Below are 17,109 nucleotides of genomic sequence, written 5' to 3' on the forward strand. Positions count from 1 at the left end.
TCATACTCCCCCAGTCATATTATCTTTCAAAGAAGTCATCCCCTCAGCCAGAACCCCTATCAAAAGCTCTATAGTTGCCTGATAGCGTTCATCACCGATCTCTTCCTTATGCAAAGACAGAAGGACTACAGAGCGAATCATGCTTACGATTAATTCCGGGTCAATCCCAACCATGATACCTTCGGCTTGCCATGATTGAATGAAAGGAATAAAAAAGTCTTTATCCTCTGTAAAATTTTGTTCCAACAACTCATTAGGTAACTTTCTTAATAGCTGCTCCATTTCGCTTCTTACGAACATCTGGCGGACGATCGGACTCTCTTCCATAATGCGGAAAGATTTCAGTAAAAATAATCTGATTTCTTCCTTATTTACAGGCACGCCTACGCTAAATGAATCGAACATTGTACTACGAATTCGTTGTTCCTCTTCAAGCAATATGTGATAGAACAATTCCTCTTTCGATCCAAAGAACATGTAAAACGAACCTTGCGCAATCCCGGCAGCTTTTGTTAATTCTTCAACACTAGTTTTTTTAATGCCATGTACTTCAAAACAGCGGCGACCTTCTGTCAACAATTTATGTTTAATCCATTCTCTTTCTTGTTCTGTGAATTTCTTAGGCATACATCTCAACTCGCTTTTATGGTTTTATGAATAATTTTATTTTATATTCACAAGTTAACCCGACAACCATATTTTGTCAATCTATTTCTCTGTAAGCGCCAAATTAGCTTGAAAAATCTATGCTATAATCATGCAGTAACACGAAATGGACTAATGGGTGGGAATACACAAATGAAATTGGAACGTTTGATTTCTATGATCTACAAGCTGTTGAACCACGAAGTTTTATCTGCCTCCAAGCTGGCTGAAGAGTTTCAGGTTTCCCAGAGAACTATCTATAGGGATATCGATGTCATTTGTGCCGCAGGCATCCCGGTCGTATCGTATCAGGGAACTAAAGGCGGATATGGCATCATGGACGGATATAAAATGGATAAAAGCCTGCTCCGTTCTTATGATGTCACTTCTTTGATTACCGTGCTGAACAGTCTCTCTTCCGTGTTTGAAGACGAACAAGCGCAAGGAACCATTGAACGGCTGCAAACGATTGGAACAGAACAACAGACTTCTAGTCTAGCGGTGGATTTTGAAACACGTCGTATGGATCCCGATGCACTTTCTCTTTTACGTACGGCTATTACGGAACGAAATATCGTCCGTTTTGATTACATCAATGTAAAAAACGAACGCACAGCCCGTAATATGGAACCAGTAAAGCTTCATTTTAAATATAGCAACTGGTACATCTATGGTTATTGCCAGGAACGACAGGATTATCGAGAGTTCCGGCTATCCCGGATGATGAATTTGCTTCTGACACAGAATACCTTTCATTCCCAACATGAGGTACCCATAGAGGCCGTTTGTTCAAACAGGGTCGATCAGGTTGAGGAAGTCGTGATCCGGGTGGGACCTGAGGCTTTGGCAGAAGCGCTGGATCAATTTCACCAGGTAGATAAGGAATTTCATACCGATGAGAGCATGACGATGCGAATTCCTGTGTATAAACCATTGGAAGCCCGCTGGCTATGGTCAATTCTGCTAAGTTTCGGCAGCGGCGCTGAAGTCCTCGAGCCTCTTGCACTGCGAGGTATCTTAAAAAAGCAGTTGCAAAATACCCTAAATCTTTATGAAGAAGTATGACAGTCTGCTGTCATACTTCTTCTTTTATATTAACAACAGCTACAAAATAATCTATCACAACTCAAAAGGAGATCATACAATGACCAATCATCCAGTAGAAATGTTTAATTACCACATTTGGGCGAACCAAACGATCTTGGGAAGAATCAAGGAACTCTCTCCCTCTGTGCTAAATCAAGAAGTGAATAGCTCTTTTCCCACCATCGCTCATGCCCTTAGCCATATCTATGCGGTGGATACGATGTGGTATCTGGTTTTAACAGGCACTGGTATGCCTGAGGCTTTTCAAAAAAGTATCCCGCTAAATATGAGCATTCTAGATTCGGTTGATGAATACGCTAATCTTTTTGCCCAGCTATCTGAACAATACAAAGAATGGATACAAAACCAAACCGATTTGGAGAAGACTATTCTACTTGATAACCCATTCGCTGGAATCCGGCAAACACGTCTATCAGAAATTGTGCTGCATACCGCCAATCACGGGACTTATCATAGAGGTAATATATCTACTATGTTACGTCAGTTAGGACACGCTTCTACCATGAACGACTATTCCCTTTTTTGGTATCAGATGCCTGCGGAAGCTATTTAATTTATGCAGATTGAAAATCTAATTAAAGTGAAATCGAGAGAACATTTAAGAGCTTGGCTTCAGGAAAATTGTAAGACTGAAAAATCTTGTTGGGTACTCGTAAGTATGACGCCAACCCCAGAAACATTGCTATATTTGGATGTGGTTGAGGAATGTTTGTGCTTTGGATGGATCGATGGAGTGAAAAAGAAAGTTTCTGAAACGGAGCTGGCGCAGCGACTGTCTCCCAGAAGCAAACGAAGCTCTTGGACAGAATTAAATAAAGAACGTGTCCGCCGCCTCGAAAAACTGGGGTTAATGAGTGACGAAGGAAGAAAGTTACTTCCCGATATGAATCTCGCTTCTTTTAAAGTCGATAGGGTTATAGAACAAAGGTTAAAAGAGGAGCAGCAGGTATTTGAGAACTTCTTAACCTTTCCCGCTCTTTATAAAAGAGTCAGGATCGACACGATACAAAGCAATACACATCAACCAGAATTATTTAAGCGTAAATTAGATAAATTTATAAAAAACACTAAAGAAAATAAAATGTACGGTCAATGGCATGATCATGGACGGCTTCTAAATTATTAAACTGCTAGATCATAAGAATGCTTTGTAACTCTTGCAGATTGATTAATAAAGATGAGAAACCCAGTCATTCTCATGACCTTGGGTTTCTCTTTTTATATTTAAATATGGAAAAATAGCATAATGAACGACTTCCAGCTTACTTGAGCTCAGCGTTCAGCCTCTCAATCAACTCTAGCAATTGCAGCGGCTCACTAACTGTATACGTCGGACGCTCAGTCTCATCTGCCGGCTCATGGGAATAACGGGGCGTCCAGCTCTGAAAAATGCTGGTGATGCCTAGCGCATTGGCCCCCTTCATGTCACGGCTAAGATTGTTGCCAATCATAACGGTACGGGAGAAATCCGCTTCAGACAAATCAAGCGCACCAATAGCAGCCTTAAACATGCGCGGGCTTGGCTTGACTGCTTTGATATTCTCGGAAATAATCATGGCGCTGAAATAATCGCTTAGTCCATGCTGCTTAAATACATTTTTGAAGGATTGCGCATCACCGTCTGCAACCAGAGCAAGCGTGTATCCTCTCTCATACAGGGTCTGAATCGTGATATCTGCTCCCGGAATCAGATCCGCACTCTGTACGATTCCTTCTTCATCCCTAATTTCAGTCGATTCATCAACAATGGTATCTCCGCTGTCAAAAAAGATAATTAACCTTTTCTCGTCCATGTTCTCAATAACCGTCCTCTTTATTTAATGGGTGAGTTGCCTGTGGATTCTCGGATCACCAGTTCAGGCTGCAATACAATTCTTTGCTTGATATCATCTGTATGATCCAGACTGCCGATCAGCAAATCAAATGCCATCTTCACCATCTGATTCATCGGTTGAGCAATAGTTGTTAACGTTGGATTCGTCACGGTTGACAAAATGGTATCGTCATAACCAATGATAGAGAGCTGTTCCGGTACAGATATTCCCTCTTCCTTCGCAGCCTGGAGTGCGCCGATGGCAAGCAAGTCGTTGCAACAGAATAATGCTGTCGGACGCTCCATGCCGCGGAGAATCTCGGATGCTACCCGTTTACCGTCTTTGATATTCGACTCACACGCAAAGATATTCTTCGGGTCCAGTGAAATTCCAGCCTCAAATAATCCAAAGCGGAAACCCCTGACCCGCTCAAAGCTGCTGCTTACATTGAAATCCTCGGACAAAACCGCCATCTTGCGATGACCTTTTTCAAGCAAATGTTCAGCGGCAATAGCGCCTCCTTTGAAGTCATCGTTCAATACACGGTGGACAGCTATGTCTGCGGTCTCCCGCGCAATCATAACAATGGGGAAGGATTTCTCTACATGCAGCGCCAAAATATCCGCATTTCCCACACCTGTTCCGATCAGAATACCGTCAACATTTTTTTGCTCCAACAGCCGAATGTATTTCTCTACGCGTTCATCTTTGTTATCTGTGCTGCACACAATAACACTATACCCCTCGGAGTGTGCCAGATCCTCTACGGTTCTAGCTATCTCGGAAAAAAAGGGATTCGAGACATCTGGAATAAGAAGACCAATGGTATAGGTCTTCTTCCCCATTAGTGCCGAAGCAATGACACTGGGCTGATATTGCAGCCGCTTCATCACCTCAAGGATTTCATCTCGCTTCTTGTTGCTTACTTTTCCTTTACCGTTAATCGCATTGGAGACGGTAGCAATTGATACGCCCGCTTCCCTGGCAACATCATATATCGTGGTCGTTTTCATGGCATTAACCTCATTATAAATATTAAGTGGATTGGAGTCTTTGCATCCTCCCTTCACATAAGTTAAGCGCTTAACCTAATGTTACTATGACGACAGCAATAAATTCAATTCATTTTTCTTGGAGGTTTAGATGCTTCGTCTTCTGCCGCTCAATGCTAGGCTTGGTGAATACGCCGGAACACACAAAGAAGTGCCCCGAAGCCATGAATTGTATGGCTTCGGGGCACTCTCTTTTTTCCAAATGGATATCTAATTTAAAATGGATTAAAGCCCCTCAGCCAGAATCCGTTTCAAGAACATCCCTGTATAAGATTCCTGTACTTCAGCGACCTGCTCCGGTGTGCCTTCAGCTACAAGCCTACCTCCAACTGTCCCCCCTTCAGGGCCAATGTCCATCACCCAGTCAGACTCCCGAATCAGTTCTAAGCTGTGCTCCACAACAACAACCGTATTTCCCGTATCTACCAATTTGCTCAATAAGGTATGAAGTTGCTTGATGTCTGACGGATGTAGACCTGTCGTTGGTTCATCGAGCAAATAGAGCGTATGATTTTTAGATGGCTTGCTCAGCTCTTTGGCCAGCCTGATCCGTTGTCCTTCGCCGCCTGATAAGGTTTTGACAGATTGTCCCCATTTAAGGTATCCAAGACCCACCTCACATAACGTCTCAATAATACCGGCCATTTTGGCCTCCGGCTTAAGAATCGGCAAGCTTTCCTGTATAGACATATCCAACAGATCTGAGATAGAGAAGCCATCATACTTCACCTGTAAGACCTCATCCGTAAACCGTCTTCCTTTGCAGGCGTGACACTTTACTTCTAGATCAGGCAGAAAGTTCATGTCTACGGACAATACACCAAGTCCCTGACAGGTTTCGCACCGTCCCCCCGGTGTGTTAAAGGAGAAATGCTTGGAGGTCAGTTTTCTTTTCTTCGCCTCTGGCAAAGCCGCAAATAACTGACGCAGATGTGTAAATACATCGGTATAGGTCGCTACATTAGAACGCTGCATCCTACCCATGGGTGATTGGTCAAAGATCACTATACTCCCGACTTCACCTAGACCCGTAATCTCCTTACAGCCTGTTTGTTCATGACCATTAGAGCTTCCTTGCGCAAGAATATCAAATATAAGCGTAGACTTACCCGAACCCGAAACCCCTGTTACAGATACAAGACAACCAAGTGGAATGGAGACTTCTTGAATATCAATATTCCGGTACTGTGCCTGCCGGATAGTGATCTGCTTTCCGTTCCCTTTTCGGCGAATACGTGTGGGAACTTCGAGACGCTCTTCTCTGAGATAAGCTCCTGTAACCGAAAGCTCGCTTGCCATCAAATCTTCTAAACCACCTTCACCAACAACGATTCCACCATGCAATCCAGCACCTGGACCCATATCAATAATATGATCCGCAGCACGCATCATCTCAATATCATGTTCAATAACGAGCACAGTATTCCCAAGATCACGCAGCTCCTGAAGCACACGAATAAGGCCAACTGTATCCCGAGGATGTAGTCCCGTCGTCGGTTCATCCAGAATGTATAACACACCGGTCAACCCTGAACCCAGCAGTGATGCTAGACGCAGGCGCTGTGCTTCCCCGCCAGATAAAGAGACTGTCTGCCGGTTCATGGAAAGATAACCTAGGCCAACATCGATAATCCGCTTTAGTCTAGTAGGCATATCATGAAGGATCGGTTCAAGTAGATGTAGTCCTTCGGCAGGCAGTGCCGCCTCCAGTCCTTTCGTCCACTCATATACCTCACTAAGCGACCAGTCGGATACATCTATGATCGATGCGTCAGCTACTCGAACTAGACGAACTTCTTTTTTCAGGCGAGCTCCTAGGCATTCCGGGCATTGCTGCTCATGAAAAAATCCGCCATCTTTCTCCTGCGTACCAGCCTCCCCTTCCTTCTCCTTATACCGCCGCCACAAACCGGGTATAACACCTTCAAACTTCGTCCCTTGGATTGGCTTAATATTAGGGAAATGGCGTTTAAAAGCTTCACTCTCCACACCGTAGTAGAGCAAATCACGCTGAATCTCACCGTAATCCTTCAACGGTTGATCCGGGTCAAACACAAATCTGAAATGTTTTCCCGCCGCTACTAATATCCGCATCTGTATATCCCGATGAACGCCATTCAGAGAAGCTACTCCCCCCTCTTTCATGCTAAGCTCTGGATTAAATACCGCTGCTTCATTTATAGTCGCCACAGACCCAAGTCCACCACAAGCTTCACAAGCCCCTTCCGGTTTATTGAAGGAAAAATGTGACATGCCAAGTTTCTCAAGCTCAGCTCCGCAATGCGGACAGCCCATCGACTGACCTTCCATTTCCTCGTCTTCTTCTATTAGTAGCCCCCTCGCTTCAAAAGAAGGTGGTATGCTACCCTTGCAAGAAGGGCAAATCCGCTCCCCTAATCTAGAAAAAATAAACCTGACAAAGGTATAGATGTCAGTTACAGTCCCTACTGTCGAGCGTGGATTACGATTCGTAACATGCTGTCCAACGCTAATGGATGGAGACAGTCCAACAATGGACTCGACCTTTGGTTTACTGATCGTATCTGAAGTCATGCCCATGGAATCTAAATACTGTCTTTGGCATTCCCGCTGAAGTGTATCCATAGCTAACGTCGATTTTCCTGATCCCGAAGGTCCCGTCAGAACAACAAGCTTATACTTAGGAATCGTGAGCGAGACATTCTTCAGATTGTTCTCTCGTGCACCTTTAATAACAATAGCTTCTTTCACCATGATTCCCCTCTCAATTAAAGCAATCACACTAGATATATCTCTTATCCATAACCATTTACGAATGCTGTCATACTACTTTTTTTGCAAAAGTATGCTTAATTCGATAGAATGTATTTGTAAAATAACACATTTTAAAATAACTTCATAATCAAATATCTCGATTGACGAGATATAAAGATTTTAAAAGGGGCGTTATCCTTTGTCAAGCCATGAACAAGCACAACCTACACCAGAGCAAGAACAATTCACCTTACTCATGCGTGGTCTGGGAACCCGAACGGTGGTATACCAGCAAAACGTAGCCGCCTCTCTTGGGTTATACAATAATGATTTTTTGTCTGTGGATATCCTGCGTGAAAAAGGCCCCATTACCGCTGGAGAGCTGTCCAAACTAACTGGACTTGCCACAGGTAGCGTTACTGCATTAATAGATCGTCTCGAAAAAAACGGATACGTTCGCAGACAAAATGACCCTAATGATCGCCGTAAAGTAATTATTGTCCCGTTGTATGAAAATAAAGAAGATGTCATTGACACGTACATGCCACTTCATACCGCTATGGTTAAATTGGCTGCTTCCTATACGGATGAAGAACTTGCCCTCATTTCACAATTTTTAGGCAAAGCCAGCACCGTTCTAGACGAGCAGATTGATCATCTCAGTTCCCCAACGCGTAGTAAGTCTTCTTCTTAAAGCTCATAGTTATAAACTTAAAAGGACGATAACCAAAGAGTCGAATGACTTTTGGTTATCGTCCTTTTGTTAAATTATAAGAAAAAAATAAGTTAATTCTATCTCCGAATACCAATCGTTACAATTTCGCATGGACCGATCTGTAAGGCCGAACTACCTTTCTCTTCGCTAGAGAGTGGGTTACTCTCCTCTTCCAGGATCGACGTCTTATAGAAATACTGCTGCGGTATCGTTGAACGGATGGTCAGGTCGGTACTTTGCTGACTCATGTTGTACCAGCGAAGCAGCAGGTCTCCAGTCTGCTCGTTCATTTTTAGAGAGGAAAATGCGAGCTCCTGACTCTCCCATTCGAATGGAGTATACACCGGAGCAATCGCTCCTTCATGTACATCAGTCTGACATACGACCCAAGGAATCTGGAATTGATAAGCTTCAGCAAAAGCACCTGAGGTTATACCATCTCCTGTGTGTGGGATGAGCTCCATACCTACAACATGCTCTCCGAGACATTGCGCTTCCGGAGTTGGGAACAAACCCCAGTCTCCCAATTCGCCCACACTGCGGAGTAATGTAATCGCAATGGTGTTACGACCATCTCTTAGCACTTCATATTCATTTAATCCAAAGTTAGCGACGGTTAGACCGGCTGTTTCATTACTGATATCAACAAAGGCCTGCTGATGCTGCGTGTTACTCGGATTCATCCATTCTGTAGCTGGCTCAATATTCCGCTCCGCAACCTCAAACATCGAATCCACATGATGTGTGACGGCGTTCAAATCTGTCGGAAATAACACACGAATCCGGTGATCTTTGGCTTTATTGTCTATCGTCGTTTCGATATGCAGCCCTTTCCCGCCCCGCTCCAAGCTAATTACGGTACGAAGTTTAAGAATGACTGTGTCACTACTGCGCTGCGCTTTCCGCTCGGGGTAGTACACAAGGGCACGCTGTTCCTCGTCCAGCTTATTATCTGCTGAGGCTGGAATCTCCCAGTCATGCTTAATTTGCACAGATGCTCGATAAGGTGTATTTTCCAAAACGCAAATATTCGCCTGTAGTCCCTTGGTCGTTAAAGCTTGTTCACCCTCTGGCTGTTTATACATGTATTCATTCCCGATATCACCTGTGTTCTCATACACACCAAGATCCCGGTAGGTCATGCCACTGGCTTTGTCACTTAGCGTAAATGAACCATTATCATGGATCACTACTTTGATGGCCTCATTCTCCAACACCCGATCCCCTTGAAGCAAAGATTCAGGAGCTATAGGCAACCCTGCGTTAGCACGACGAACCCACGCATATGCACGAAGACCCAGCGCCGGAACTTGCACAGCTTCAAAGGTAAGTCTTACTCGGCGGCACATATAGGGCTGGCGGAATTTATCGTCAGGCAAATCATAACCAAACTGAAGACCCAAATCCTCCATCTGGCATGTAATGGTATTCCCTTGATCGTCTACTAATTCACGACCGTTTAAGTCAATATCTTTCATACGGCTGGCCGTTTCTTCTAGAGAGAAACCCTCTCTCAAATATAGACGTGCCGCATCAATTTCTATGCTCACTGTACCCGTGCGTCTCCACCCTGTCATATTCATGACTACTAACGGAAGCACTTCTTCACCATATGCTGCAAAACCGGACGTATTCACAGCTTCAGCGATCATGCGCTTACTATCATCAACAATGGTCTCTGCTACATGACGGCTTTTATCAAAGCGTGTTACCATTTCGCGATGTACCTCATCCACGCTGCAGCCACAAATGCTGTCGTGAGGATGGTTCTGCATTAACGTCTTCCAGGCATAGGTGAACAGATGATGAGGGTAATCTTTGCCCAATACATGTGCGAATGAAGCGAGTGGCTCAGCCACCTTTTCAAGCAAGACTTGCCCTTCCTGATTCATCTGTTTCAAATAGACACGAGCAGATGCAGTATTCACTAACGTCCCCCATCCGTCAGTGTGCTGGCTCCGCAGTTCGCCCTTTACGGTCGACAAGTTGTTGTGATCCATTACATCTTCTACAGCTTTAAGGTAATCAGGGAAGTTGGAATGGATAAATTCCATATCTGGATATAACCGCTTCGCAGTTTCAATAGCCTCCGGCAAATCCAGTTGAGCCGGTTGATGATCGCAGCCGTTCATGAATAATAACTCGCCTGTAGAGGCAAATTTCCGAGCATCTGCTAACTTCTTCTCCCAGAACTCTTTTGCCTCTGCTTCATTCACTGGCACTTCGTTTCCGTTCGAATACCAATTCGCAAATAGAATTCCAAGTACTTTCGATCCATCCGGACCTTCCCATATCAGCTCAGAGAACGAAGATTCATATCCACCGTCCGATACTGTATTGTTGAATCCAGTCGGCTTTACACCTCTTCCAAAAAAGGCATTATTGATGCCTGATTGCTTCATTAATTGTGGAGTCTGACCCACTAGACCAAAGGTGTCCGGAAAATAACCGATCTTAGAAGGTTCACCGTAACGCTTCGAATCCTGATGACCAATCTGCATATTACGTACATTTGCCTCTCCGCTGGTAAGGAAAGCATCTTGCAGAATATACCAAGGTCCAATCAGAAGACGACCTTCCGTAATATGTTTTTGTAGACGATCTTGATTCTCGGGACGAACTTGAAGATAATCTTCCAGAATGATTGTCTGTCCGTCAAGATAAAAACTCTTAAATTCACCATCCTCATCCAATCGATCCAGCAATTCATCGACCAGTTTAATCAGGCGTACATGATGCTTTTCATATGGAAGATACCATTCCCGGTCCCAGTGAGTATGAGAAATAATATGGGCAGTCTGAGGTTTAATAGATTTATTTGAGCTATCCAATGTGAAGACCTCCTTATATGCAATACGTACTCTCTACTAAGATCCTTAATGTAGTAGATGTGGATAAGTTATATGGATTTCAACTTCCTGCTGGCGATACACGCCAAGAAGATCACCTTTATAGTCCGTAGCAAACAGGACTGAACGTTCCTGTTCCAACAAGAACGCGTAGGTTCGACCAGTGGCTGAATCCTTCACCTCGATTTTCGCATCCTGAGCATATTCCGATACGAAGGTGAAGAGCGCTCCTGTAGCAAAGCTCAATTTCCGTCCGTAGATACCTACTAAGTCCCCTCCGCTAATCCACTCCAAGTCACACTCCACATTAGCAGCATGGAGCGCGTAGCGATACAGTGCAGACGTAGTATCACTTCGGTCGCTCAATTCAACGGGCAGTGGACTCCATAGGAGACGACCCTTGCCAAGCGGGATGTTTATGACTGAGTCTATAGTAGAGCTTCCGCTTCCGCCGGATTCGTGAATCATCATTTCCTTCGATACCTCAGCAATCCGTCGGTGACCGAAGGAGACGGGGAGTTCTTGGCCTTGAAGGCTAAGCACTTCTTCACGGCGCACATTACGCAATTCACGCTTGCCAAGAATATCACTTAAGCGCTCTGAAGAACGCCAGTAAGCATCAATGTCGAGCGGGCCTGTAGCAAGCAATACCGCACCAGTCTCTTCAACGATGTGTAACAATCTTTCCATCGCTGCATCATCGAAGTTATGCGCGCTTGGCAGTATAATAAGCTTCACAGGATGGTTCTCCAAATCATCTAGATGGTATTCAGAAGCCCCTCTGAAAGGCATCTTTAGATCATATGAAAGAATACGGGTAAGCTCTGTTGTAGCAGCGAAAGCCAGCTTCCGGTTAGAGAAATCATTCGAATACGGAAACACCACAGCGATCTCTTCCAGTTTCCGATCTCCAAATACGTCACGAATGCCTTCTATAAACTTCCCGAAGTCATAAGAGACATCCGCCTCTGGCTTTTCAGTTCCATCTGCTCTCAATGCTCCGATATGTGACTCATTCGCATTATCCATATAGAAGTTCGTATTCCAAATCCAGTGTATGGCCCCCGCACCAGCAGTTCCAAACGCATAGGCATATTTGCGTTCGAGAAGATTTCGCAGCTCTAGCTCCGAACGTTTGGCTCGTCCATCAGGAGTTTCTACATACATGACGCCAGTCTCTTGAATTAGGTTTGGCTTATTAGGTGTCTTGGCAAAGATGCCGTCCCACACCAGATAATCATTAAACCACCAGGAATGTACAGTGGTGTAATCCACCGCCTCCTCGTAGAAGAACGGCGAAGGTCGCTGTGCCCCTAGCCCTTCATCCTGACCGACCGTAACCATCTGATCTGGACATTGCTCCTTAATGGCGTCAGATAACTGCTTCACCCAGCGGTTATGCATATCCATGGAGAACAAGCAATAATCAAGCCAACGCGTCCCTCTTTTAGCGCTGTGCATATCCTGTACATCGAAGTTCATCTCTTTCGCTTCTGGCAGCCCTGCCGATTCAAAGTCAGGAAGCTGTGCGGGTGTCATATTCCAACGTTCCTGTAGTACTTCGATTTCCCCATGTCTATGTCGAAGCCATTCTATGAAAGCTTGTTGCTCGAAGCGATCATGACATGAACTCGGACCATCCGAGAAAATCCGTGCCGGATCAAACATCGATGGTTCATTAATAAGATCCCAATCTACATTCGAAGACGCTTTATGACGAGATACAATAGAACGAATGAACCGCTTCTGAGCCTCAACACTTTGTGGGTCCAAATAAGGATTCACCCCACCCCACGTTTCCGGTGTGAAGGAGAAGAACGTGAAAGTCACCTGAAGATCATGCTTCTTCGCCGTCATGATAAAGGCATCAATCGCTCGCAGTACCTCTTCTGAAACATGACCATCGTCTTGCATCACGTTACGATAAGCAGTCCAGATTCCTGTTCGGATCCAGTTAATCCCTGCCTTCCGCATTTGACCCATATCGCGATCCCATACCCCAACGTTCGGCAGAAATAGAAATTTCCGTGCCACATCACTCGTCATATAAGTCATCCCCACAACAGGTAGCGGACGCCCATCTTTTATGAAATAATCTCTTCCACTCGTTACCGGTTCACCTGCTGCTAGAAGTTCAGGGGCATGCCCCCAGAACCCTTGACGTAGAATACGGACCTCACCATCACTGGCTTCCGCTTCGCAGATCACTTGGAACAGACCACTCCTAATTTCCAGAGGAATAGGCACCCGAACGATGTTAAGCTCAGCATTAGCCTTCATCTCCAAACAATCGGACCAACGCAAGGAGGGATCGGATTCATGCTCAACATTCATTGTTAACTTCCAATTGTCTTCATTTCGCAAAGAAGGTTGTACCCGCTCAAGCTGCTGAATCTGAAGTGTCAGAGAAGCCCGTTCTCCTGACTCATATGACGCGTAATTTGGCTTAACCCACATTTCCGTTACACCCTTACTACAGAAACGAACCCACTCAGTCATCGCGGACAGCCCTTTTTCCTTCCATAAAGAAGCCGTTGCAGCCGTATTTACGAACAGCCAGCGTGAGCCTGCAAATAAACCAATCGTATTCTCCCAAAGAACTACTGGAGCAGCAGTTTCCCGCCCCTCATGCGTAATTCCCTTCAAAAGCGGGTAAATCCGTGTGCTCATCGGACCTGCTGACCCCATTTGATGGGGTAAATCACTCGTCTTCGTCGTATGTGGCACAAGGTTCCATGTCTCTTCACTCGCTATAAAAAGAGCTTCTTGCCCCTTAAGCAGAGGAATGACATCTGATGCAAGCAAGGACTGGTTGCGAGAACAATCAACACGCAGTACCTCATGAATAGACAGCTCTTGGTGATAAGAGGTCTGCTCTGCTTCCACATGCCATTGTTCATTTTTCCAGCGAACGGGTTGTTTGAAGGGGGCACCTCCAATGCTGATCAGCCCACCACCTCTTTGCAAATATCCAAGAATGTCTATCCATGCCGCTTTTGGAAAATAGGGTGCATGCAGATTAATGAAACATCCACCTTCGGTTTCCTTAAGCGTTGCTGCAAGCTGATTCGCATTCACAATCATACCGAACTCACGCATGGATTTAACCGCATCACTAGGAATAGAATTGGAAATTGGGAAATCAGAATCATAGAATATGATTACAGGTCTGCTCATAGTAGTCCTTCCTTCATCGATTTGTAGACTAGTTGGGAGAACAGACTATTGGACCAGGCAAACCATTTTCTAGTGAATATATTCGGGTCATCGACATGAAATCCTTCATGCATAAAACCAGTCCCCGCATCCGTTGCCTCTAGCATCGCAAGCATGTCCAGCTTCTCTTCCTTCGTGGAAGCCGTCAAACCTTGCATAGACAATGCCATATGCCAGATATAATCTTTCGGAGTATGTGGACTGCCAATCCCTTTCGCTGCTGTTCCTTCGAAGTAAAAAGGATTCTCCTTGCTCAGCGCAAATCGCCGTGTATTCTGATAAATCTCATCATCTGCCGTAACATAGCCGAGATAAGGAATCGACATGAGCCCCGGTGTTCCCGCATCATCCATCAAGCAGTAGTTGCCGTAGCCGTCGGTCTCATAGGCGTAGATTGGTCCGAATCTCGGATGACGATAAATACCATACAGCTTGATTCCATGATCAATGTCCGCTTCTAATGCTTTAAGCTCTTTTAGAAATTCAAGATCACGGAATACCCATTCTGCGAATTCCTGCATATGACGTAATGCAACAACGGCGAACATATTCCCCGGGATATTGTAATGGAAGTCGCAAGCATCATCGCTTGATCGGAACCCGGACCAGACCATCCCCGTGTAATTTACAGGCATACCAAGACCGTTGTTGCGTAACGTATCTTCAGGTATTCCATTATTACGCATAAAGCTGTAAGGAGATAATTCAGCATGGCGCTGCTCAGTTTTAAATAAGTTGTATATTTTGACCATTGCTGCCTTAAATCCAGCGTCGAATATATCAGTCTTCCCCGTTTCTTTCCAATAGGCATAAGCCAGACGCATAGAAAAACAGAGAGAATCGATCTCGAATTTACGTTCCCACACCCAAGGGGACATTTCCGTAATATCGCTAGTGCTCCAATGCCAATCATTCGCTGTTTCGTTAAACGCATTAGCATACGGATCAATATGTATATACTGAATATGTCGTTTAATTAGACCGCTAATGATACGTTGAAGATCCGGATCATTCTTCGCAAATGGCACATAGTGCATAACCTGCTCCACAGAATCTCGCAACCAGGAAGCAGGGATATCACCAGTAATGATGAATGTTGTTCCATCATCCATGAGCTTAGTCGTTGTCTCAAGTGTATTCGGGAAGCAGTTCTTGAAGAGCTGCAATAGTTTAGGCCGATGCGCTAATTTCTCCTCTGCTTCGTTCAATACTTCTTGAATCGATTGTGGAAGCGGAAGCTTCGGCATTGAGATGGTTGGCAGTCTGAATTGTTCCATATTCCCACTCCTCTTGATAAAAATGAGTATAGATAGAGAGACGGGCAGCATAGCTGCCCGTCTCCACTAATCCTATTTGTGTTACCTTTAGATTAATCGTAGGCGTGTTACGTTCAAAGCTTATTTCTTTGTCTGGTTCCACTCATCAAGCTGCTTTTGAACTTCAGCAATGACTTTTTCCAGTCCAGCTTCTTTAAATTTCTTGGTTGCTTTTGGCAGATATGTTTTAGGATCAACAGAACCTGTGTATAGAGCTGGCATAAATTCTTTAGTTACGTTGTTGATGGCCGCTACTTCTGTTTTTACAGGTGTAGGATCAAATGCAAAACCGAAGGTAGGAGCTTCTTTTGACGAATCATTAAACTTCTTGAAAGCATCCCATTTATCAGCAGGGTCATCAGCATGCAGATAAGTCAGTAACATATTTCCAAGCGTGAAGCCTGGCATTGCATAGCTATCTTGCATAGCTGGCAGATCTTCAATGACATTCTCGGAAATTTTCTTGTAATGAGTGCCTTCAATACCATAGTTGAGCAAATTGCGTAAGTACTTATCTGTATTCAAAAGATTCAAGAACATCATAGCCCGTTCAGGATCACCTGAGGTTACGGAAATAGCGTGCATCGAACCTGCGGCGGACTGTGTATACACATAAGGCTCATGCATAGGCGAAGTTACAATTTCATAACCTGCTGAACGAGACCAACCTTTTTCTGCATAAGGCTGTGTAATTTCGCGATCGGCAAACCATTTACCGGTCTTAATATTATCAATACCTTCAAGTGTTGCAACGTCTGGGCGTAAGTAACCTGCTGTGTAAAGTCTGCGCATCGTATCTAACGATGTTGCAAGTTCAGGTGTCTCCAGAATATTAACAACCTTGCCATCTGTGGAATCCATATAGACCCCGATAGGTAACTCATCACCTAGTACATAGTCAAATGGCATGAATGGTTTAAAGCCTTTAGGAACAGCTAGCGGTGTAATATCCGCAGGCTCATTCTCTTTAATCGTTTTAAGAAGTGGCTCTAGATCATCTAATGTACGAATATTGGAAATGTCCATGTTGTATTTATCAACATATTTCTTATTGAAGCGCCATACCCATTGCTGTCCAAGCTCCTTATTTACAGGAACACCATAGATCTCACCTTTAATCTTAGTTCCTTCTAAGAAACGTGGGTCCAAAACCTCTTTCGTTTCCTTTCCATACTTATCTAGCAGATCGTTCAGACCCAAGAAGGTACCGTTAGCTGCGTTACGGCGGAAATCATTTGTCCAAGAAGAGGTAAAGGCAATGTCATAAGGCTCACCAGAAGCGGTAATGACTTGCATCTTCTTATCGTAATCACCCCAATCGAACATCGTAATGTTCAACGTCGCATTAATTTTTTCTTGGGTATATTTATTAACTTCTTTTAATACAAGATCCAAGTCCTTTTGAGGTCCACCAATTAAATACATCTTCAGCTCATATGGCTTTAATTCCGATGTACTCCCTGCTGAATTCCCTGCTGCCGCTGAATTGTTTGTTTCTTTAGCAGCATTTGTATTATTATTCGAACCACATCCAGCAAGTAGGCCAGACAAAAGCATTGTTCCAGCAAGAGCGAGCGTTAAACTTTTTTTCACTTTCATTTCTATTTTCCCCCTTTAGTTTAATGAACTCTTTATTTATATCGACTCCTATTCTAGCGATTC

The 17,109-nt window shown here is 44.4% G+C and carries 13 protein-coding genes; 5 read left to right on the forward strand and 8 right to left on the reverse strand.

Features of this window, described 5'->3' with window-relative positions; translation table 11 throughout:
- Complete coding sequence (locus tag ACQKMP_RS03765; RefSeq protein ID WP_042187027.1) at positions 1-627, reverse strand: TetR/AcrR family transcriptional regulator; 627 nt, start codon at positions 625-627, stop codon at positions 1-3.
- Positions 628-798: 171 nt separating this feature from the next.
- Between ACQKMP_RS03765 and ACQKMP_RS03770 the strand changes: the two genes are divergently transcribed.
- From ACQKMP_RS03770 to ACQKMP_RS03780, 3 genes are all read left to right on the forward strand, one after another.
- The gene (locus ACQKMP_RS03770) at positions 799-1,710 is read left to right on the forward strand and encodes a helix-turn-helix transcriptional regulator (RefSeq protein ID WP_042187025.1); all 912 of its coding nucleotides are present in this window, start codon (positions 799-801) and stop codon (positions 1,708-1,710) included.
- Between the two features lie 79 nt (positions 1,711-1,789).
- A complete protein-coding gene (locus tag ACQKMP_RS03775) occupies positions 1,790-2,305 on the forward strand; it encodes a DinB family protein (RefSeq protein ID WP_339247117.1) in 516 nt (171 codons plus the stop codon).
- 3 nt (positions 2,306-2,308) lie between these two features.
- Positions 2,309-2,878, forward strand: coding sequence for a YdeI/OmpD-associated family protein (locus tag ACQKMP_RS03780; RefSeq protein ID WP_042187021.1), 570 nt, complete (start codon positions 2,309-2,311; stop codon positions 2,876-2,878).
- A gap of 136 nt (positions 2,879-3,014) precedes the next feature.
- Here the strand turns inward: ACQKMP_RS03780 and ACQKMP_RS03785 are convergent, their stop codons facing one another.
- The gene (locus ACQKMP_RS03785; protein ID WP_339247115.1) at positions 3,015-3,545 is read right to left on the reverse strand and encodes an HAD family hydrolase; all 531 of its coding nucleotides are present in this window, start codon (positions 3,543-3,545) and stop codon (positions 3,015-3,017) included.
- Positions 3,546-3,565: 20 nt separating this feature from the next.
- Positions 3,566-4,579, reverse strand: a complete 1,014-nt coding sequence (locus ACQKMP_RS03790) for a LacI family DNA-binding transcriptional regulator (RefSeq protein WP_427468843.1) — start codon at positions 4,577-4,579, stop codon at positions 3,566-3,568.
- A gap of 130 nt (positions 4,580-4,709) precedes the next feature.
- Between ACQKMP_RS03790 and ACQKMP_RS03795 the strand changes: the two genes are divergently transcribed.
- Positions 4,710-4,832 carry a hypothetical protein gene (locus ACQKMP_RS03795; RefSeq protein WP_427468844.1) on the forward strand — a complete coding sequence of 41 codons (123 nt, stop codon included), beginning with the start codon at positions 4,710-4,712 and terminating at the stop codon, positions 4,830-4,832.
- An 11-nt stretch (positions 4,833-4,843) separates the two neighbouring features.
- Here the strand turns inward: ACQKMP_RS03795 and uvrA are convergent, their stop codons facing one another.
- Positions 4,844-7,348 (reverse strand): excinuclease ABC subunit UvrA, encoded by a 2,505-nt coding sequence (uvrA, locus tag ACQKMP_RS03800; RefSeq protein WP_427469207.1) that lies wholly within the window; start codon positions 7,346-7,348, stop codon positions 4,844-4,846.
- A 259-nt stretch (positions 7,349-7,607) separates the two neighbouring features.
- On the opposite strand from uvrA, the gene ACQKMP_RS03805 reads away from it, so the two are divergent.
- Positions 7,608-8,045 carry a MarR family transcriptional regulator gene (locus ACQKMP_RS03805; protein ID WP_231573481.1) on the forward strand — a complete coding sequence of 146 codons (438 nt, stop codon included), beginning with the start codon at positions 7,608-7,610 and terminating at the stop codon, positions 8,043-8,045.
- 98 nt (positions 8,046-8,143) lie between these two features.
- Here the strand turns inward: ACQKMP_RS03805 and ACQKMP_RS03810 are convergent, their stop codons facing one another.
- From ACQKMP_RS03810 to ACQKMP_RS03825, 4 genes are all read right to left on the reverse strand, one after another.
- The gene (locus ACQKMP_RS03810; protein WP_427468845.1) at positions 8,144-10,897 is read right to left on the reverse strand and encodes an alpha-mannosidase; all 2,754 of its coding nucleotides are present in this window, start codon (positions 10,895-10,897) and stop codon (positions 8,144-8,146) included.
- A gap of 45 nt (positions 10,898-10,942) precedes the next feature.
- Complete coding sequence (locus tag ACQKMP_RS03815; protein ID WP_379422041.1) at positions 10,943-14,092, reverse strand: beta-galactosidase; 3,150 nt, start codon at positions 14,090-14,092, stop codon at positions 10,943-10,945.
- On the reverse strand, positions 14,089-15,408 hold the full coding sequence (locus ACQKMP_RS03820; protein ID WP_379422043.1) for a glycoside hydrolase family 125 protein: 1,320 nt from the start codon (positions 15,406-15,408) through the stop codon (positions 14,089-14,091). Before ACQKMP_RS03820 ends, ACQKMP_RS03815 begins: the two co-directional genes overlap by 4 nt.
- A 120-nt stretch (positions 15,409-15,528) precedes the next feature.
- Complete coding sequence (locus tag ACQKMP_RS03825) at positions 15,529-17,046, reverse strand: ABC transporter substrate-binding protein (RefSeq protein WP_339247101.1); 1,518 nt, start codon at positions 17,044-17,046, stop codon at positions 15,529-15,531.
- Positions 17,047-17,109 lie beyond the last annotated feature (63 nt).

Source organism: Paenibacillus sp. NPDC101420, from assembly GCF_050277435.1.
Taxonomy (GTDB): Bacteria; Bacillota; Bacilli; order Paenibacillales; family Paenibacillaceae; genus Paenibacillus_AQ.

Coding starts and splice junctions, on each gene's coding strand:
- ACQKMP_RS03765 (WP_042187027.1), bottom strand. CDS start 627: ATGCCTAAGAAATTCACAGAACAAGAAAGAGAATGGATTAAACATAAA.
- ACQKMP_RS03770 (WP_042187025.1), top strand. CDS start 799: ATGAAATTGGAACGTTTGATTTCTATGATCTACAAGCTGTTGAACCAC.
- ACQKMP_RS03775 (WP_339247117.1), top strand. CDS start 1,790: ATGACCAATCATCCAGTAGAAATGTTTAATTACCACATTTGGGCGAAC.
- ACQKMP_RS03780 (WP_042187021.1), top strand. CDS start 2,309: ATGCAGATTGAAAATCTAATTAAAGTGAAATCGAGAGAACATTTAAGA.
- ACQKMP_RS03785 (WP_339247115.1), bottom strand. CDS start 3,545: ATGGACGAGAAAAGGTTAATTATCTTTTTTGACAGCGGAGATACCATT.
- ACQKMP_RS03790 (WP_427468843.1), bottom strand. CDS start 4,579: ATGAAAACGACCACGATATATGATGTTGCCAGGGAAGCGGGCGTATCA.
- ACQKMP_RS03795 (WP_427468844.1), top strand. CDS start 4,710: ATGCTTCGTCTTCTGCCGCTCAATGCTAGGCTTGGTGAATACGCCGGA.
- ACQKMP_RS03805 (WP_231573481.1), top strand. CDS start 7,608: ATGCGTGGTCTGGGAACCCGAACGGTGGTATACCAGCAAAACGTAGCC.
- ACQKMP_RS03815 (WP_379422041.1), bottom strand. CDS start 14,092: ATGAGCAGACCTGTAATCATATTCTATGATTCTGATTTCCCAATTTCC.
- ACQKMP_RS03820 (WP_379422043.1), bottom strand. CDS start 15,408: ATGGAACAATTCAGACTGCCAACCATCTCAATGCCGAAGCTTCCGCTT.
- ACQKMP_RS03825 (WP_339247101.1), bottom strand. CDS start 17,046: ATGAAAGTGAAAAAAAGTTTAACGCTCGCTCTTGCTGGAACAATGCTT.